Annotated in this window: 21 protein-coding genes; 9 read left to right on the forward strand and 12 right to left on the reverse strand. The window is 59.9% G+C overall.

The window, feature by feature from the left end; translation table 11 throughout:
• Positions 1-5: 5 nt before the first annotated feature.
• A complete protein-coding gene (locus tag AC3WQN_RS01485) occupies positions 6-884 on the forward strand; it encodes a LysR substrate-binding domain-containing protein (protein WP_178081882.1) in 879 nt (292 codons plus the stop codon).
• On the opposite strand, the gene AC3WQN_RS01490 is transcribed toward AC3WQN_RS01485, so the two are convergent.
• Positions 874-1,623: a sulfite exporter TauE/SafE family protein gene (locus AC3WQN_RS01490; RefSeq protein WP_103399089.1), complete on the reverse strand. Its 750-nt coding sequence runs from the start codon at positions 1,621-1,623 to the stop codon at positions 874-876. The two genes, AC3WQN_RS01485 and AC3WQN_RS01490, sit on opposite strands and share 11 nt — an antisense overlap.
• 107 nt (positions 1,624-1,730) lie before the next feature.
• Between AC3WQN_RS01490 and AC3WQN_RS01495 the strand changes: the two genes are divergently transcribed.
• The 3 genes from AC3WQN_RS01495 (at position 1,731) to AC3WQN_RS01505 (ending at position 3,881) form a co-directional block, all read left to right on the forward strand.
• Positions 1,731-2,687, forward strand: coding sequence for a LysR family transcriptional regulator (locus tag AC3WQN_RS01495; RefSeq protein ID WP_103399090.1), 957 nt, complete (start codon positions 1,731-1,733; stop codon positions 2,685-2,687).
• 69 nt (positions 2,688-2,756) lie between these two features.
• Positions 2,757-3,218 (forward strand): MarR family winged helix-turn-helix transcriptional regulator, encoded by a 462-nt coding sequence (locus tag AC3WQN_RS01500; protein WP_095144067.1) that lies wholly within the window; start codon positions 2,757-2,759, stop codon positions 3,216-3,218.
• A gap of 243 nt (positions 3,219-3,461) precedes the next feature.
• Entirely contained in the window at positions 3,462-3,881 is a 420-nt protein-coding gene (locus AC3WQN_RS01505; RefSeq protein ID WP_103399091.1) for an organic hydroperoxide resistance protein, read from the forward strand.
• Positions 3,882-3,957: 76 nt separating this feature from the next.
• Here AC3WQN_RS01505 and AC3WQN_RS01510 read toward each other — a convergent pair whose 3' ends face one another.
• Both AC3WQN_RS01510 and earP read right to left on the reverse strand, forming a co-directional pair.
• Complete coding sequence (locus AC3WQN_RS01510; protein WP_002554550.1) at positions 3,958-4,527, reverse strand: elongation factor P; 570 nt, start codon at positions 4,525-4,527, stop codon at positions 3,958-3,960.
• Between the two features lie 48 nt (positions 4,528-4,575).
• Complete coding sequence (gene earP, locus AC3WQN_RS01515) at positions 4,576-5,709, reverse strand: elongation factor P maturation arginine rhamnosyltransferase EarP (RefSeq protein ID WP_103399092.1); 1,134 nt, start codon at positions 5,707-5,709, stop codon at positions 4,576-4,578.
• Between the two features lie 123 nt (positions 5,710-5,832).
• On the opposite strand from earP, the gene AC3WQN_RS01520 reads away from it, so the two are divergent.
• Positions 5,833-6,228, forward strand: a complete 396-nt coding sequence (locus tag AC3WQN_RS01520) for a hypothetical protein (protein WP_103399093.1) — start codon at positions 5,833-5,835, stop codon at positions 6,226-6,228.
• Positions 6,229-6,230: 2 nt separating this feature from the next.
• Positions 6,231-6,713, forward strand: coding sequence for a GreA/GreB family elongation factor (locus AC3WQN_RS01525; protein WP_103399094.1), 483 nt, complete (start codon positions 6,231-6,233; stop codon positions 6,711-6,713).
• Here the strand turns inward: AC3WQN_RS01525 and cysB are convergent.
• From cysB to AC3WQN_RS01550, 5 genes are all read right to left on the reverse strand, one after another.
• On the reverse strand, positions 6,710-7,684 hold the full coding sequence (gene cysB / locus AC3WQN_RS01530; RefSeq protein ID WP_103399095.1) for an HTH-type transcriptional regulator CysB: 975 nt from the start codon (positions 7,682-7,684) through the stop codon (positions 6,710-6,712). The two genes, AC3WQN_RS01525 and cysB, sit on opposite strands and share 4 nt — an antisense overlap.
• Before the next feature lie 113 nt (positions 7,685-7,797).
• The gene (locus AC3WQN_RS01535; protein ID WP_095078661.1) at positions 7,798-8,298 is read right to left on the reverse strand and encodes a universal stress protein; all 501 of its coding nucleotides are present in this window, start codon (positions 8,296-8,298) and stop codon (positions 7,798-7,800) included.
• A gap of 94 nt (positions 8,299-8,392) precedes the next feature.
• Positions 8,393-9,298, reverse strand: coding sequence for a 5'-nucleotidase (locus tag AC3WQN_RS01540; RefSeq protein ID WP_095078660.1), 906 nt, complete (start codon positions 9,296-9,298; stop codon positions 8,393-8,395).
• A 25-nt stretch (positions 9,299-9,323) separates the two neighbouring features.
• Entirely contained in the window at positions 9,324-10,283 is a 960-nt protein-coding gene (locus AC3WQN_RS01545) for a putative 2-dehydropantoate 2-reductase (protein ID WP_103399096.1), read from the reverse strand.
• Positions 10,283-10,669: a YbbN family protein gene (locus AC3WQN_RS01550; protein WP_095148823.1), complete on the reverse strand. Its 387-nt coding sequence runs from the start codon at positions 10,667-10,669 to the stop codon at positions 10,283-10,285. The genes AC3WQN_RS01545 and AC3WQN_RS01550 overlap by 1 nt, the downstream gene beginning before the upstream one ends.
• On the opposite strand from AC3WQN_RS01550, the gene AC3WQN_RS01555 reads away from it, so the two are divergent.
• Positions 10,668-11,111 carry a PilZ domain-containing protein gene (locus AC3WQN_RS01555; RefSeq protein ID WP_103399097.1) on the forward strand — a complete coding sequence of 148 codons (444 nt, stop codon included), beginning with the start codon at positions 10,668-10,670 and terminating at the stop codon, positions 11,109-11,111. The genes AC3WQN_RS01550 and AC3WQN_RS01555 overlap by 2 nt on opposite strands.
• A gap of 132 nt (positions 11,112-11,243) precedes the next feature.
• A complete protein-coding gene (locus tag AC3WQN_RS01560) occupies positions 11,244-12,320 on the forward strand; it encodes a 3-deoxy-7-phosphoheptulonate synthase (RefSeq protein ID WP_095078944.1) in 1,077 nt (358 codons plus the stop codon).
• A 61-nt stretch (positions 12,321-12,381) separates the two neighbouring features.
• Here the strand turns inward: AC3WQN_RS01560 and AC3WQN_RS01565 are convergent, their stop codons facing one another.
• Entirely contained in the window at positions 12,382-12,663 is a 282-nt protein-coding gene (locus tag AC3WQN_RS01565) for a GNAT family N-acetyltransferase (RefSeq protein WP_095143882.1), read from the reverse strand.
• A 635-nt stretch (positions 12,664-13,298) separates the two neighbouring features.
• On the opposite strand from AC3WQN_RS01565, the gene oprI reads away from it, so the two are divergent.
• Positions 13,299-13,550, forward strand: coding sequence for an outer membrane lipoprotei OprI (gene oprI, locus AC3WQN_RS01570; protein WP_003172710.1), 252 nt, complete (start codon positions 13,299-13,301; stop codon positions 13,548-13,550).
• A 124-nt stretch (positions 13,551-13,674) separates the two neighbouring features.
• Here the strand turns inward: oprI and AC3WQN_RS01575 are convergent, their stop codons facing one another.
• From AC3WQN_RS01575 to AC3WQN_RS01585, 3 genes are all read right to left on the reverse strand, one after another.
• On the reverse strand, positions 13,675-14,643 hold the full coding sequence (locus AC3WQN_RS01575) for a L,D-transpeptidase family protein (protein WP_103399098.1): 969 nt from the start codon (positions 14,641-14,643) through the stop codon (positions 13,675-13,677).
• A 104-nt stretch (positions 14,644-14,747) separates the two neighbouring features.
• The gene (locus AC3WQN_RS01580) at positions 14,748-15,041 is read right to left on the reverse strand and encodes a hypothetical protein (protein WP_095078654.1); all 294 of its coding nucleotides are present in this window, start codon (positions 15,039-15,041) and stop codon (positions 14,748-14,750) included.
• Between the two features lie 58 nt (positions 15,042-15,099).
• The gene (locus tag AC3WQN_RS01585) at positions 15,100-15,705 is read right to left on the reverse strand and encodes an arylesterase (protein WP_103399099.1); all 606 of its coding nucleotides are present in this window, start codon (positions 15,703-15,705) and stop codon (positions 15,100-15,102) included.
• Positions 15,706-15,712 lie beyond the last annotated feature (7 nt).

The following is a 15,712-nucleotide window of genomic DNA, read 5'->3' on the forward strand; positions in this document are numbered from 1 at the left end:
TTCTAATGAAACACATCTCGGAGATTGATCAATTGGCCTACCCCAGTATCGATACCGACGTCCTGCGCACCTTCGTTGCCATCGCCGACCAAGGCGGGTTCACCCGTGCCGGCGAGCTGGTCAACCGCACGCAATCGGCGGTGAGCATGCAGATGAAGCGCCTGGAAGAAGACGTATTGCAGCGCCAGCTGTTTCAGCGAGACGGCCGCCAAGTGAAACTGACCGCCGAGGGCCAGGTGCTACTGGGATACGCCCGGCGCATCCTGAAACTGCACAGCGAAGTGTTCAATACCTTGCGCGAGCCGCACATGGTCGGCACCGTGCGCATCGGCACGCCTGATGACTATGTGATGCGGTTTTTGCCCGGCATTCTTTCTCGCTTTGCCCAGTCCTACCCACTGATCCAGATCGAAGTGCATTGCGAGTCGTCCAAACAGCTCCTGCTGCGCCAGGACCTCGATCTGTCGATCGTGACCCGCGAACCCGGCAGCGAGATTGGCCAATTGCTGCGCACGGAGCGCTTCGTCTGGGCCCAGGCGCAGTGCTACAACCCCATCGAACAAACCCCCTTGCCGCTGGCGATGTTCAACAGTGATTGCTTCTGCCGTCTCTGGGCCTGTAATGCGTTGGACGCTTCCGGCCGCGAGTACCGGATCGCCTACAACAGCTCGAGCCTGTCGGCGATCATGGCGGTGGTCAGCGCGGGTCTGGCGATCACCGCGCAACTGGAGAGCCTCATTCCTCAAGACATGCGCATCCTCGGCGAAGCGCAAGGGCTGCCCCTGCTACCCGAGGCCAGCATCATGCTGGTGCGCAACCTGCATCACCCTTCGCCGATCACCGAGTGCCTGGCGGAACACATTGTCGAGGGCTTCAAACTTTAAAGGCGAGCATCACCGCACACAGCACGAGAAAACCGCAAAACAGCCCGCGCAGCCATCGCTCCGGCAGGGCATGGGCGATCCTCACGCCCCAGCTGATGCTCAGCAAACCACCGAGCGCCATCGGCAGTGCGATGCTCCAGTTCACTTGCTGGTGAACCGCATAGGTCACCAGGGTCACGCCGGTACTGGGCAAGGCCAACGCCAGCGACAACCCTTGCGCGACCACCTGGGTAGTACCGAACAGGCTGGTGAGCACTGGTGTCGCCACTACCGCACCACCCACGCCGAACAACCCGCCCATGGCTCCCGAAGCTGCGCCCAGCACGCTCAGCCACGGCCAGCCGTAACGCATCTGCCCAGTGGCCGGTGCACTGGCCATGAACATGCGCAGCAGGTTGTACACCGACAAGGCCACCAGAAAGGCGACAAATCCGATGCGCATCACCTGGGCATCAATCCCGACCGCCCAGATCGAGCCGAGCCAGGCAAAGCAGAAGCCCATCGAGGCCAGCGGCACCGCATGGCGCAGTTCGATACGGTTGCGTTGGTGATAGCGCCACAGCGCCAGCATGACATTCGGCACCACCATCACCAGCGCGGTACCTTGCGCCAGCTGCTGGTTCAGCCCGAACAGCACACCGAGCGCCGGAATGGCGATCAAGCCACCGCCAATCCCGAACAAGCCACCCACGGTGCCAAGGGCGGCCCCCAGTACCAGATAGATCATTAATTCAATCACGGGCGATTTCCTCTCGCATCAGGCGATACATGCTACGCAGTCAGCACTGGCGGGGAAACGCACAGCAACGCACAATGGCTATGCCAACTTCGCACAAGCACAGCGCCATGAATCCGAATGCACTCACCGATCAGCTGGGTCTTTTTCTCGACGTACTGGAAACCGGCAGCTTTTCCGCCGCTTCTCGCCGACACCCGCTGACACCTTCGGCCGTGGCCAGGCGCATAGACAGCCTGGAGAACGCCCTCGGCAGCCAGTTGTTCGTGCGCAGCACCCACGCTGTACGCGCCACGCCCGCCGGGCTGGCGTTTGCCGAGCGGGCACGGCGGATCGTCAGCGAGTTGCGCCTGGCCCGCGCCGAGGCCGTGTCCTTGAGCAGCGCGCCGGAAGGCCTGATCCGGGTCGACGCGCCCGCAGCCTTCGGGCGACGCCATCTGGCACCGGTGATCGCCGATTTCCTGGGGCTGTACCCCGGACTGGACGTTCAGTTGCATTTGATCGACAGCTTCGTCGACATGCACGGCTCGAACCTGGGCAAGGTCGATCTGGTACTGCGCGCCGGGCAAATGGCAGACACACGCATGGTCGCCACCCCGCTGGCCTGCATGGTACGGATTGCCTGCGCCAGCCCGGCCTACCTCAAACGTCGCGGTACACCCCGCCATCCAGGGGAGCTGAATGACCACGATGGCCTCGACTGGGCAGGCCTGGCGCCGCCCTTCGCCTGGCGCTTCGAACTGGACGGGCAGTTGCAATTGCATCGCCCGCCACGCATTCGCCTGAGCGCCAACAATGCCGAAGCACTGCTCTACGGCGCCCTTGCCGGCCTGGGCATCGCCCACCTACCCACCTGGTTGTGCAGCGAATACCTGTTGCGCGGTGAGTTGCTGCCGCTGTTTTGCGAAGGCGGTTTGCCGAAACCGGAAAACACCGGCATCTACGCTTTACGCCTCGAGCAGCAGGCCAGTTCGCGCAGTCGCTTGTTGCTGGAATACCTCAAGAGCCGCTTCAGCCCAGTGCCCCCCTGGGATCTGGCACTGCAACGGGACTTCGGCCGGCTCTAGCTGAAAATTATCTGGCGCATTAAACACTCGCCCGCTAGATTCATGACGATCACCGATCAAGGCCAAGACATGACCCCTCCACGCAACACCCCGGACAACTGCGACAACCTGCTGCTGGATAACCAGCTGTGCTTTGCCCTGCACTCCACTTCGCTGCTGATGACCAAGGTCTACAAACCCCTGCTGCAAGCGCTTGGCCTGACCTATCCGCAATACCTGGCAATGATGGTGTTGTGGGAACGGGACGGGCTGACCGTCGGCGAAATCAGTCACCGCCTGCTGACCGACCCCGGTTCGCTGACGCCCTTGCTCAAGCGCCTGGAAGCAGAGGGCCTGCTGAGCCGCACTCGCAGTCGTGAAGATGAGCGGGTGGTCATCGTCGAACTCACCGAACAAGGCCGGGCGTTGCGAGACCAAGCCCGTGACATTCCGCCCTGCATTCTCGGCGCCAGCGGCCAGACCCTGGAGCAAATGCGCAAGCTGCAGGCCGATCTGCAGAACCTGCGCAGCCATCTGCAAGACAGCCTCTGACACCCCCGCTGCCTGGCAGCGGTCTAGCAGGCGAACACAGTCATGCGGTGCTCCTGATACACCGCCTGTACTGCCAAACCAGCCTCCCCCCCAAAAAACCGCGCAGATCGGTAGATACCATTTCGATCGAGTCAATCGAAAAAATATATTGCGCACAAAATATTTGAGCGATACATTTATTTGGCAATTATTTAGCGCGCAAACATTTAGCGCAAAAACGTAAACTCCGAAGAGGCTCATACCATGCAAACGCTCTATACCGCTGTTGCAACCGCTACCGGCGGCCGTGATGGCCGCGCCGTTTCCAGTGACAACATCCTCGACGTCAAACTCGCCACCCCGAAAGAACTGGGCGGAGCCGGCGGTGCTGCGACCAACCCTGAGCAACTGTTCGCTGCCGGTTATTCGGCGTGCTTCATCGGCGCACTGAAGTTCGTCGCCAGCCAGACCAAGCGCAAGATTCCCGATGACTCCTCGATCACTGCCCATGTCGGCATCGGTCAGATTCCTGGTGGCTTCGGCCTGGACATCGACCTGCATGTCAGCCTGCCAGGCCTGGAGCAGACCGATGCCCAAAACCTGGTCGATGCCGCGCACCAGGTCTGCCCTTACTCCAATGCCACTCGCGGCAACGTCGACGTTCGCCTGCACGTCACCGTCTGAGTGCTCGCACCGATCAGACGCGCACAAAAAAGCCCGACTCAATGGTCGGGCTTTTTCTTGCCTACAAGAACTGCGCTTATTTAGCGCGGCCTTTGTAAGAACCGCCTTCGCGGGTATCGATCTCGATCATGTCGCCGATTTCGATGAAGTCAGCAACCGACAGCTCGGTACCGTTCTTCAGTTTGGCAGGCTTCATCACCTTGCCGGAAGTGTCACCGCGAGCGGAACCTTCGGTGTAGTCAACCTGACGCACGATAGTGGTCGGCAGCTCTACGGAAACCAGACGGTCTTCGAAGAATACGGCTTCGCAAACGTCGGTCATGCCTTCTTCCACGAATGGCAGAACGCTTTCGATGTCTTCGGCGTTCAGCTCGTACATGGTGTAGTCAGTGGTGTCCATGAACGTGTAGGTGTCGCCGCTGATGAAGGACAGGGTCGCTTCTTTGCGGTCGAGGATCACGTCGTCCAGTTTGTCGTCAGCGCTGTAAACGATCTCGGTCTTGTAACCGGTCAGCAGGTTTTTCAGCTTGGTCTTCATGATCGCGCTGTTACGACCGGACTTGGTGAATTCAGCTTTCTGAACCAGCCAAGGGTCGTTTTCGAGACGGATCACCGTACCGGGTTTCAGTTCTTTACCAGTTTTCATTGCGAATATCCGAATTTGGATGGGATTTACAAAAATCTAGGCCGCGTATCATATCCAATTTAGGTAAAACTGCACCAGCGCCGCAGCAAGATCGGCCTGCAAAGCCTGTTCCAGACACCATGCCTGGGCGTGATTTTGCAGTTCTGGCCAGTGTTCCCGTGCCGCAACCCATGCCGGGGCCATTCCTTCACCCGTGTTCCACGCTCGCCATAACCCCTCTAGCGCCGTGCGCGCCGCGGGCGACAGGCGTTGGGTATAGAGCGCCAGAAAAGCTTCAAGCTTGTCGAGGTGGATGTCTTCTTCCTGCTGATAAATATGCCACAACATCGGACGAGCGGCCCACTGCGCCCGGATGAACGAGTCCTCTCCACGCACGGCGTTGAAATCACAGCTCCACAGCAGCAGGTCATACTGATCCTGCCGGACGAACGGCAGCACTTGCACGGTCAGGGCACCCCGTACCTCCCGGGCCCCGACCGACAATCCCTCGACACCCAGCCAGCGCGACACATCGCCGAGGATTCGTCCTTCGGGCACCAGCAGATGAGTGGCTTTTGCACCGGCCGCCATGACATCCAGCCAATCGGCCAGGCCAGCGTTCTCATATGCAAAGAGCGAGATCAGCTCTGCGCCTTCGGCACGCTCGACACCCAGCCCTTGCAAGAACGCCTGCCGGGCGTGCGGGTCGGCCTGGAATTGCTCGCGGCGCAGCAGTAGATCGCGCTCGCGCAGCAGGCCTCCAGTACCTGCCTGGAAGCCCGGGAAGAAAAAGTACTTTTGCACATGCTTGTGCTTCACCGACGGCAAGCCATGGCAACCGACGATCCAGTCCTCGGCACTCAGGTAATCCAGGTTCATCCACAGCGGGGTGGTTTCACGGGTCGCCATTGCCTCCATATAAGCACCGGGCAACTGACAGGCAAATGCCGCGATCACCACGTCGGCGGCATCCGTCGGCTGCCAGTGCGCCGGCCAATGACACACTTCGACGCCCTGCTGCCATTGCCGCGTCGCGTTGACGTCCAGCTCCGGACACAAGCGTTCGAACGCGCACAAGTCGTCGACCCAGAGGCGCACCGAACAATGATGCTCGGCCACCAGCTGTCGGGCCAGGCGCCAGGTCACGCCGATGTCGCCATAGTTGTCGACAACCGTGCAAAAAATATCCCAGTCGACTTTCATTCCGGGCTCCGTGGGGCAAAGACCTCAATTGTCCGCATAAATCGTCGCGCGCAGAAGTGCCAAGGTCGATTAATCTTCATGCGACAATCACCGATTGCCCGACACCCTCGCCAGGAGGCCGCCATGCCCTACCGTCCACCCGCTCGCCGCACGCTGGCCATCACATTCGATCCACGGCAATTGATTGTCAGCATCGCGTTGGGTCTGTGGCTGGGATTCCTGGCCATCGCATTGACCTGCTGGCTATTGTCGATGGTCTTGCCCGGCGAGCAACTGGCTCCCCTGGCCGAAGCGACCCGGCAACTGACGCAGCCCAAACCGTCGATGGTCGAACCGGCGCCCGCACTGTTCGAGCAGTACCAGGAAAACCTGCGCAAACAGACGCAGCAGCAGTCGCTCGATCAGGCACGCAACAACACCCGCAACCTGTCCAACCCCAAGTGCCAGTTCTGGCTGCAACAAGACCAGACGGCCCCCAGCGAAAAAAGCCGCGCCAACGTCCTGCAATTCTGCGATTGATCATGAATAAACAAACGGTTCACCAACTGATTCTGGAAAAGCTCTCAGCCGACCTCGAGAGTGCCCGGCGCGCGGCACAAACCGCTTACGAAACCGCCACCCATGAAGAAAACATAGCCGAAAACAAGTACGACACCCTGGGCCTGGAGGCGTCCTATCTGGCGGCAGGCCAGGCCAGGCGCGTGGAGGAAATTCGCCAGGCGCTGGCGCTTTGCCAGAACATGAACCTGGGGCCCCATGACGCACAAAAAGGCATCCAGGTCGGCACCCTGCTCGGTCTTGAGGACGAAAACGGTCGCCAGCAATGGCTGTTTCTGGCGCCCGATGGGGCGGGTTTGAAGGTCTGCCTGGTGGGGCAGCCGATTACCGTCATCACCCCGCGCTCACCGCTGGGCAAAAGCCTGTTGGGCAAGTTCGAGGACGATGAGGTAGAGATTGTAGTGGCGGGCACTCGGCAACAATTCACTGTCACCGAGGTGCTTTAGTGAACCGGTAGCTCAACGCCGGCGAACAGCTCTTCCAGTTCCTGTTTGTTGTGGCACTGGATGGCTTTGGCCATGACGTCACGGGTCAGGTGCGGGGCGAACTTCTCGATGAAGTCGCACATGAACCCACGCAGGAATGTCCCACGACGGAAACCGATCTTGGTCACGCTGGATTCGAACAGTTCGCTGGCATCGAGCACCACCAGGTCGTTGTCGAGCTTGGTGTCGACCGCCATCTTGGCCACGATACCCACGCCCAGGCCCAGGCGGACATAGGTCTTGATCACGTCGGCGTCGGCCGCGGTGAACACCACTTTCGGGGTCAGTCCACGGTGACTGAACGCTTCGTCGAGCTTCGAACGGCCGGTGAAACCGAACACGTACGTCACGATCGGGTATTCGGCCAAGGCTTCGAGGCTCAGCTTCGGCAGCTTGGTCAACGGGTGCCCCTGAGGCACGACCACGCAACGGTTCCAGCGGTAGCACGGCATCATCACCAGGTCCCCGAACAGCTCCAGGGCTTCGGTGGCGATGGCAAAATCCACGGTGCCGTCGGCGGCCATTTCGGCGATCTGCATCGGCGAGCCCTGGTGCATGTGCAGGGCAACGTCAGGGTATTGCTTGATGAAATTACTGATGACCGGCGGCAGCGCATAACGTGCCTGGGTGTGGGTGGTGGCGATCGACAGGGTGCCTTTCTTCTCGTTGGAGAACTCCTGGGCAATCTGCTTGATGCTTTCGACCTTGCGCAGTATCTCGCCAGCGGTGGTGATGATGCGCTCACCGGCCGGGGTCACTCGGGTCAGGTGCTTGCCGCTGCGTGCGAAGACCTCGACGCCCAATTCGTCTTCCAGCAGACGGATCTGCTTGCTGATGCCCGGCTGCGAGGTGTACAGGCTTTGAGCGGTAGCGGAAACGTTGAGGTCGTGGTGCGCCACTTCCCAGATGTAGCGCAATTGTTGAAGCTTCATATGAATCCCTCAAAGCAGATAGACGCCACGGGCATCAGCGACGATATATAACTATATGAATGGCCTGAAGAATAAATCTAGAACTTTTTCATCAAAAGGCCAGCGTTCTCGCCTCAAATATCTCCGTGGCGCCGGCGTTGCGACAAGGGCACCAGGTAAACCGGGACCTGGGACAGTTGCAAGACCCGCGCGGCAGTGCGCCCCAACGGCGTCTCCCCCCCAGCCCCATGGCTGTGGCTACCCAGGATCAACAAGTCCACCGAGAGCTTCTGTGCCTGCTCGAGAATGACCTGCGACGGGTCGCCCTGAAACACTCTGACCGATTGAATCAGCGCCAGGTCCTGCTGCCCCTCCCCCAACTCTTCGCGAAAACTGTCGAGTACGCGCTGCTCGATATTGGCCATCACCGTACTCAAGCCCTGGCTGTGAAATTCGTTCAGGGCCTGCTCATCCAGATAGCTCTGCAACACCGATTCGGCAAACAGACCCATGGGTTCAACGGCGTGCACTACATACAGATCGGCTCTGAATGTCCGAGCCAGCGCCAGTGCATGTTGCATCACAAAGGGAGCGTATAGGCCGAGGTCAGTGGCATACAGAATCGAATGAATCATGTGGCCTCCTCGAATGCCAAGATGGCGGAGCTTGATTCAGCTTAGCAGTGCCACAGCGAGTACGACATTCCGGGTAAAGCGTTGAACAACAGACTTAAACCTTCAGTTCATTGCTGATGCCATGGGGCACATGACCGGTGGCCACCACTTCGCGTGCCAGCTCGCAATGACCCGCCTGATCGTCGAAAAACACATCGGCGGCAAAGGCTTCGAGAAAGGCCGACTTGGTCAGGCCGCCGAGAAACAGCGATTCATCGAGTCGGATATCCCACTCGCGCAGCGTACGAATCACTCGCTCATGGGCCGGCGCCGAACGGGCTGTCACCAAGGCCGTGCGGATCGGGCAACGGTCTTCGGGAAACTCGCGCTGCAAGGCATTGAGTGCGGCCAGAAACCCCTTGAACGGACCACCGCGCAACGGCTCTCGTGCAGCCTGACGTTCACTGGCCTGAAAGGCTTCCAGGCCACCGGCCTGATAGACCCGCTCCGACTCATCGGAAAACAGCACCGCGTCACCATCGAAGGCGATGCGCAATTCCTCGCTGGCGGCACGGCTGGCACCACCGGACAGAATGGTCGCCGCGGCAAACCCCGCGTCCAGTGCACTGCGCACATCGTCGGCATGCGTGGAGAGAAACAGGTCGCAGCCGAACGCCTTGAGATACGGGTACGGGCTTCGCCCACCGACAAACGCCGCCCGGGAAATCGCCAGCCCGTAATGGTGGATCGAATTGAACACGCGCAGACCGGTGTCGGCACTGTTGCGCGACACCAGCACCACTTCGACCCGTGCCTTACCCAGGCTGGCATTGAGGTTGAGCAGCTTTTGCACCAAGGGGAAAGCATCGCCCGGCTCGAGGATTTCGTCTTCGTGTTCGATCTGATATTGCCGGTACGCCTCGACGCCACTGGCCAGATAGACCTGATGGCTGTCACTCAGGTCGAACAGCGCTCGCGAAGAAATCGCCAGCACCAGTCTGTTGTCTATCCCGTTTGCCATGCGTACTCCCCCCAGGGTGAAAGACTCAGCCGTTACGCCCGTCGATAAAGCTCAGGGCCTGATACAAGGCTTCGATTTTCGGTAGCGAACAACCGACAGCCCTGGCCGCCGCCAAGGGCCTTTCATAGATGGCGGCCAGTTCCAGCGGTCGTTTACTCAGGTAATCGTGGTACATGCTCGGCCAGTAATCGGGCATGTGCTCGGTGACCTTGAACAAATGCTCGGCGTACCCCGCTGGCATGCTGTAGCCACACGCCTGCGCCCCCTGCACCACTTCAGCCATCAATGCCTGGATCAGCTGGCGGCTGTTTTCATCCGCCATCAATGGCGTGGTGCTCGCACCGAGCAATACCGACAAACCGTTGTATGGGACATTCCAGACCAGTTTCTGCCAACGCGCCTGCACAAGATTGGCCATGGCCTGGGAATCAAGACCGGCGGCACGGAACAAGCCGGCGCCCTGTTCCACAATCTGCTGACGCGCAGGCTCGTCCGCCTGCGCCGGGCCACTGTGGTAACCCAGGTGTACGGCACCCAGCGCCTGGTGCTCGATCACCCCGGGACCTGAGCGATGCACACAGATGAAACACAGGCCGCCCAACAGGTGCAGGCTGTCCGGCAGCGCATCGCGCAGACTGTCTTCGACATCCAGGCCGTTTTGCAGCAACAGCACCTTGGCATCGGCTGCGGCGGCCTTGATGATCGTCGGTGCCAACGCGGCATTGCCGGTGGTCTTGGTACCGACCAGCAACCAGTCACAGGGCGGCATGTCCTCAGCCGAGGAATAAGCCTGGACCGGGTTCAGGGTCACGGCACCGTACGGCGCACTGTTGAGTTGCAGGCCGTGTTCAGCCACCGCCGAAAATTCGCTGCGCAGTAGAAAATGCACGTCGAACCCGGCTTTCGCCAGCATCACGCCGTAGAAGCCACCAATCGCCCCGGTACCGATAATGCCGATTTTCGGCTTTTGAATCGTTGCACTCATCACGGTAACTCCTCTGGATCCCGACTCAGCGCCAGCCCCACCGCCGTGTTCAATTCGGTGCGGGTCAAGCGCGACTGTAGCGCCCCATAAAACTCACCGTCGCGCACCACAAACAGCGACGGCAAATGAAAGACCTGATAACGCTCCACCACCCCACCGTTATCGCCGGCATCGATCCAGCACAGTTGATCGATATCCAGCGCCTGGCGGGGTAATTGCTGACGAGCCCAGCGACAACCGGAGCAGCCCACGCTGGTGAAAATCACCAGGGAAATGCCCTTCATCGCCAACAACCGCTGGTCGGCATCGAAATCGGTCAGTTCCCATTCGACCACTATACTGGGGAGAACGCTGTCGAATGACCGACACTTGGAGTCCGTGTTCATGGGGCGTTTCATTCCTCATCCTGATGACGTGCCCGTCGAGTTAACGTTGCGCAAGCACCAGTGTATTTCTCGGCAAGAGTTGCACTCTATCAGTCTCGGAGGCGTGGCCTGCAATTACCACCGCGCCTGGCGCAAGGGAACGGCACTGGAAGTGCGAATGCCGACCTTGAGTGAAAATGTCTGCTACCTGGGCTATGTGGCCTGGTGCCTGCGACGAAAGCATGGCTATCTGGTGGGGATCGCCTTCATCGACGAGCAAACCCTGTTCAAGGCGCGGATGGGCGAGCAGGTCTGCCAGATCGAGCGTTATTATCGGCAACAGGAACGACTGCGCGAACAGCAAGGCATCCAGGCCCTGGCCCTCGAATGGGTCGACCAGCATGCCACGGAGTACTCCCAGGAGACCGTTCACCAGGCTTTTGTGCAGCCAGCACTGGATTAAACCCGCGCCTGCCCATTGTCGAGCAACAGCGTAACGCGCTAAGGTTCGGCTCCCCGCTGCGCTTAAATCATGCTGTGCTCCGCCGCGCGGGGATCGCTGGCGGCCGGCACCCGTGACCTGACGAGTAACACGATGGCTGATTTACCGATCAATGACCTAAACGTCGCCTCCAACGAGACGCTGATCACCCCTGACCAGCTCAAGCGTGATATCCCTTTGAGCGATGCCGCCCTGCGCACCGTGACCAAGGGTCGCGAAGTGATTCGCAACATCCTGGATGGCACCGACCACCGACTGTTCGTCGTCATCGGGCCCTGCTCGATCCACGACATCAAGGCCGCACACGAATATGCCGAGCGCCTCAAGGTGCTCGCCGCTGAAGTGTCCGATACCCTGTACCTGGTCATGCGGGTCTATTTCGAAAAGCCACGTACCACCGTCGGCTGGAAAGGCCTGATCAACGACCCGTACCTGGACGACTCCTTCAAGATTCAGGACGGTCTGCACATCGGTCGTCAGTTGCTGCTGGACCTGGCCGAAATGGGCCTGCCAACAGCGACCGAAGCCCTTGACCCGATCTCCCCGCAGTACCTGCAGGACCTGATCAGTTGGTCGGCCATTGGCGCGCGCACCACCGAATCCCAGACTCACCGTGAAATGGCCTCGGGCCTGTCTTCGGCCGTCGGCTTCAAGAACGGTACCGATGGCGGCCTGACCGTAGCCATCAACGCCCTGCAATCGGTTTCCAGCCCGCACCGTTTCCTGGGGATCAACCAGGAAGGTGGCGTGTCGATCGTGACCACCAAAGGCAATGCCTACGGCCACGTGGTACTGCGCGGCGGCAACGGCAAGCCGAACTACGACTCGGTCAGCGTCGCGCTCTGCGAGCAAGCGCTGAACAAAGCCGGGATCAAACCGAACATCATGGTCGACTGCAGCCACGCCAACTCCAACAAGGACCCGGCACTGCAACCCCTGGTGATGGAGAACGTGGCCAACCAGATCCTGGAAGGCAACCAGTCGATCATCGGCCTGATGGTCGAAAGCCATTTGAACTGGGGTTGCCAGGCGATTCCCAAGGACCTCGCCGAGCTGCAGTACGGCGTGTCGATTACCGATGCGTGCATCGACTGGTCCGCGACCGAAAACACCTTGCGCAGCATGCATGCCAAGCTCAAGGACGTGCTGCCCAAGCGTGAACGCACCTGATCGGCATAGGCCGCACACAAAAACGCCGGGCTTAGCCCGGCGTTTTCATGAGTGCCCCTGATCAGAGCTTGGCAGCATGGCGCTGATGACGCTCCATGTAGCGCTCCACGTAGGAACACGAAGGGATGACGGTGTAACCCATTTGTTCCGCATACTCGAGCGCCTGCTCGGTCAACGCGGCGGCAATGCCTCGGCCACGCAGCGCGTTGGGCACGAACGTGCGATAGATATCCAGGGTCTGCTTACCCAAGTCCATATAGGTCAGGTAGGCACGATGACCGTCCACAATGGTCTCGAACTGATGACCAGCCTGGTCATGGTGGATGGACAACGCCTCGCTCATCACTGCTCCTCGCGGGTCTTGAATTGACCCCTACCTTACCGATGTTTTTCCGGCGAAGGAACCTCTGCGCCACCCCGTGCCTGTCTGGACACCGAGAAAAGGCCGTACCGATCTCGCGCAGTCTTGCACGTATCAAATAGTAGGCACCAATGGCACAAATGCTCAAGGCGCACTCGTCATGACCGCGTGTGCACTGGATCGGCACGGGTCACGTCGAGGGGCTCGGCCGAAGATTCTCCCGGGGCGGGCGCCTGAACATTGCCGGATATTGAGACTTGAGACGAGCGTCGGTAGTTAAAGTCACCTCTAACATGCAAACTCGCGTGAGGCGCTCCGCAAATCGTCAACAAAAGTGTAGACGAATCAATAAAGACCGACTTTAGCCCCATACTGCGAAACAGGCACCTGGGCAGGTTGCGCGTTTCAAGCAGGTCGCTCAGGGCGGGCATCCCGGCTGCATACTTTTTATACAGTGCGATTAAAAGTTGCTCGAAAAAGAATCAGCGCCTACAATTTTTTTTGCTTCTTGCGCTACGTCAGTTTACTTACTAAAAGTAATGGGTAGTATGTACGCCGGCTGTTTCCTCACTCTGAGGTGATAGCTATTTAATAGAAAGTCCTTGAAGGGGAACACGATGAACAACGTTCTGAAATTCTCTGCTCTGGCTCTGGCCGCAGTTCTGGCTACCGGTTGCAGCAGCGTATCGAAAGAAACCGAAGCACGTCTGACTGCTACTGAAGACGCAGCAGCTCGCTCCCAGGCTCGTGCAGACGAAGCTTACCGTAAAGCTGATGAAGCTCTGGCTGCTGCTCAAAAAGCACAACAGACTGCTGACGAAGCTAACGAGCGTGCTCTGCGCATGCTGGAAAAAGCTAGCCGCAAGTAATAATCCCTCGGGATTGTTATCAAGCCGACCCAGTTTCTGGGTCGGCTTTTTTATGGCCTGCGGTTTCTTGAGGCCATAAAAAACCCGCCGAAGCGATGTCGCCCCGGCGGGTTGTTTGAAGCGCTTACTGCAGTTCGAGCGGTGCGCTGGTAACCATCGGCGCCGTGGCGTTCGGCACTGCAATCTCTACCGGCAGGCCATCTTCGGCAGCGACTACGTCGCGCACCACGTCCCAGTTCATGCGCATGTTGCCAGTGATGTCTTCACGCTTGAGCATGGCGTTGATCACCGAGGTGTGCTTGTCGACCACCGACGGGTTGCCCTTGTCGTCGATCGGCGTATGCGCCTCCAGATAGACCTTGCCACCACTCACGCCCAGCTTGTAAGGGTCGTTGAGGATGCGCACGGAAGTGCCCACCGGCACCATGCTGGCCATTTCCAGGACGTTGTTGTTGAACATGCGGAAGCAGCCGTGACTGGTGCGCATGCCGATGCCAAACTTCTTGTTCGAGCCATGGATCAGGTAGCCAGGCGTGCCCAGGGTGAACTTGAAGGGCCCCAGCGGGTTGTCCGGGCCGGCCGGCACGACGTTTGGCAGAGGGTCGCCATCGGCCGCGTGCTCAGCCTTGATCGAGGCTGGAGGGGTCCAGGTCGGGTTCGGTGTCTTGGCGACGATGCTGGTGTGGGCAATCGGCGAGCCCCAGCCTTCACGACCAATACCCAGCGGGAAGGTGTAGACCACGTTCCGCCCCTTGGGGTAGTAGTACAGGCGATACTCGGCCAGGTTGATCACGATGCCTTCGCGCGGGCCAGGCGGCAGAATGAAGCGCGTCGGCAGAATGATTTCGGTACCCGCTCCAGGCAACCATGGGTCGACACCCGGGTTGGCCGCGACCATTTCCGAATAACCCAGGTCATAGGTGGTGCCCAGATCAGCGAAGGTATCTTCGTATTTGGCCTTGACCACCTGCACCTGACCGACGATATCTTCGCCCGGTGGCGGTAAAGGCAGCTCCAACGCTGCAACGGGACCTGCCACGCACAAGGCGGCAAGAGACAGGCAGCGGGCGACGGCAGGAAAGCGCGGCAACATCCGGAAAATCCTTTGCATGGTCAACAGAGGGTATAAAAGGCCGATTGTACACTGACACCCGGAGAATCGGGGAGCCGGGCCGACGGCCCGCCCCCGCTGGAGTGTTACAGCTCGAAACGCAACTCGGGCCAGATCGGCGAGGTGCCGCGCTTTTGCGACTCGAGGATCGCCCGGCACAGCGAGCACAGACGCTGGTCCTGGAACACCGTGCGGTCGACGCTCGACCAGCGCGGTTGCGCCGGCAACAAGCTGCCGCACAAGGTACGGTCGGCCGAGCCGCCCAACTCCAGTTGACGCGTCACCAGATGCACCCGGACTTCCTGGCAGGCGAACAGATCCAGCTGCTCGTCGGGCTCGATCAGTTGGTAGGCAAACAGGGACCAGGCAGAACGCGGCATCGGGGGCTCCAAATCAGGGGGGCGCAACATTAGCCGAAAGACTGCCGCTAGAAAAGCGTCACAGCAGCGGTTTTAGCGTAGGCCAGACATTTTCCAGCAACTTGTCCTGCGCCGCGACCGCCGGGTGGATGCCATCGGCCTGCATCAGCTCGGGATTACCGCCGACTCCCTGCAGGAAAAACGGCACCAGCGGGACGTTTTTCTGTTCCGCCAGGTTGCTGTAGACCTTCGCGAAAGCCTCGGTGTAGCGCACCCCATAATTAGGCGGCAGTTGCATGCCCAGCAACAGCACCTTGGCACCACTGGCCCTGGCGCTGTCGATCATCGACGCAAGATTTTGTTGCAATTGTGTGGGCGACTGTCCGCGCAGGCCGTCATTGCCCCCCAACTCCAGCACGACCAACTCCGGCTTATGCTCTGCAAGCAGCGCCGGCAGCCGCGCCTGGCCCCCCGCACTGGTATCGCCACTGATGGAGGCGTTGACCACCTTATCGCTGAAACCCTCTTGCCGCAGCCGCTGCTCAAGCAACGACACCCACCCCTGCCGGGTATCCAGGCCGAAAGCGGCGCTGATACTATCGCCAACGATCAGGACTGTACCCGCCGCTGCGTTCTGGGCCATGCACATCAAGGCCAGGCCAGCACTCAAAAACCACACACGCATCGGACTC

Source organism: Pseudomonas sp. FW300-N1A1, assembly GCF_058789115.1.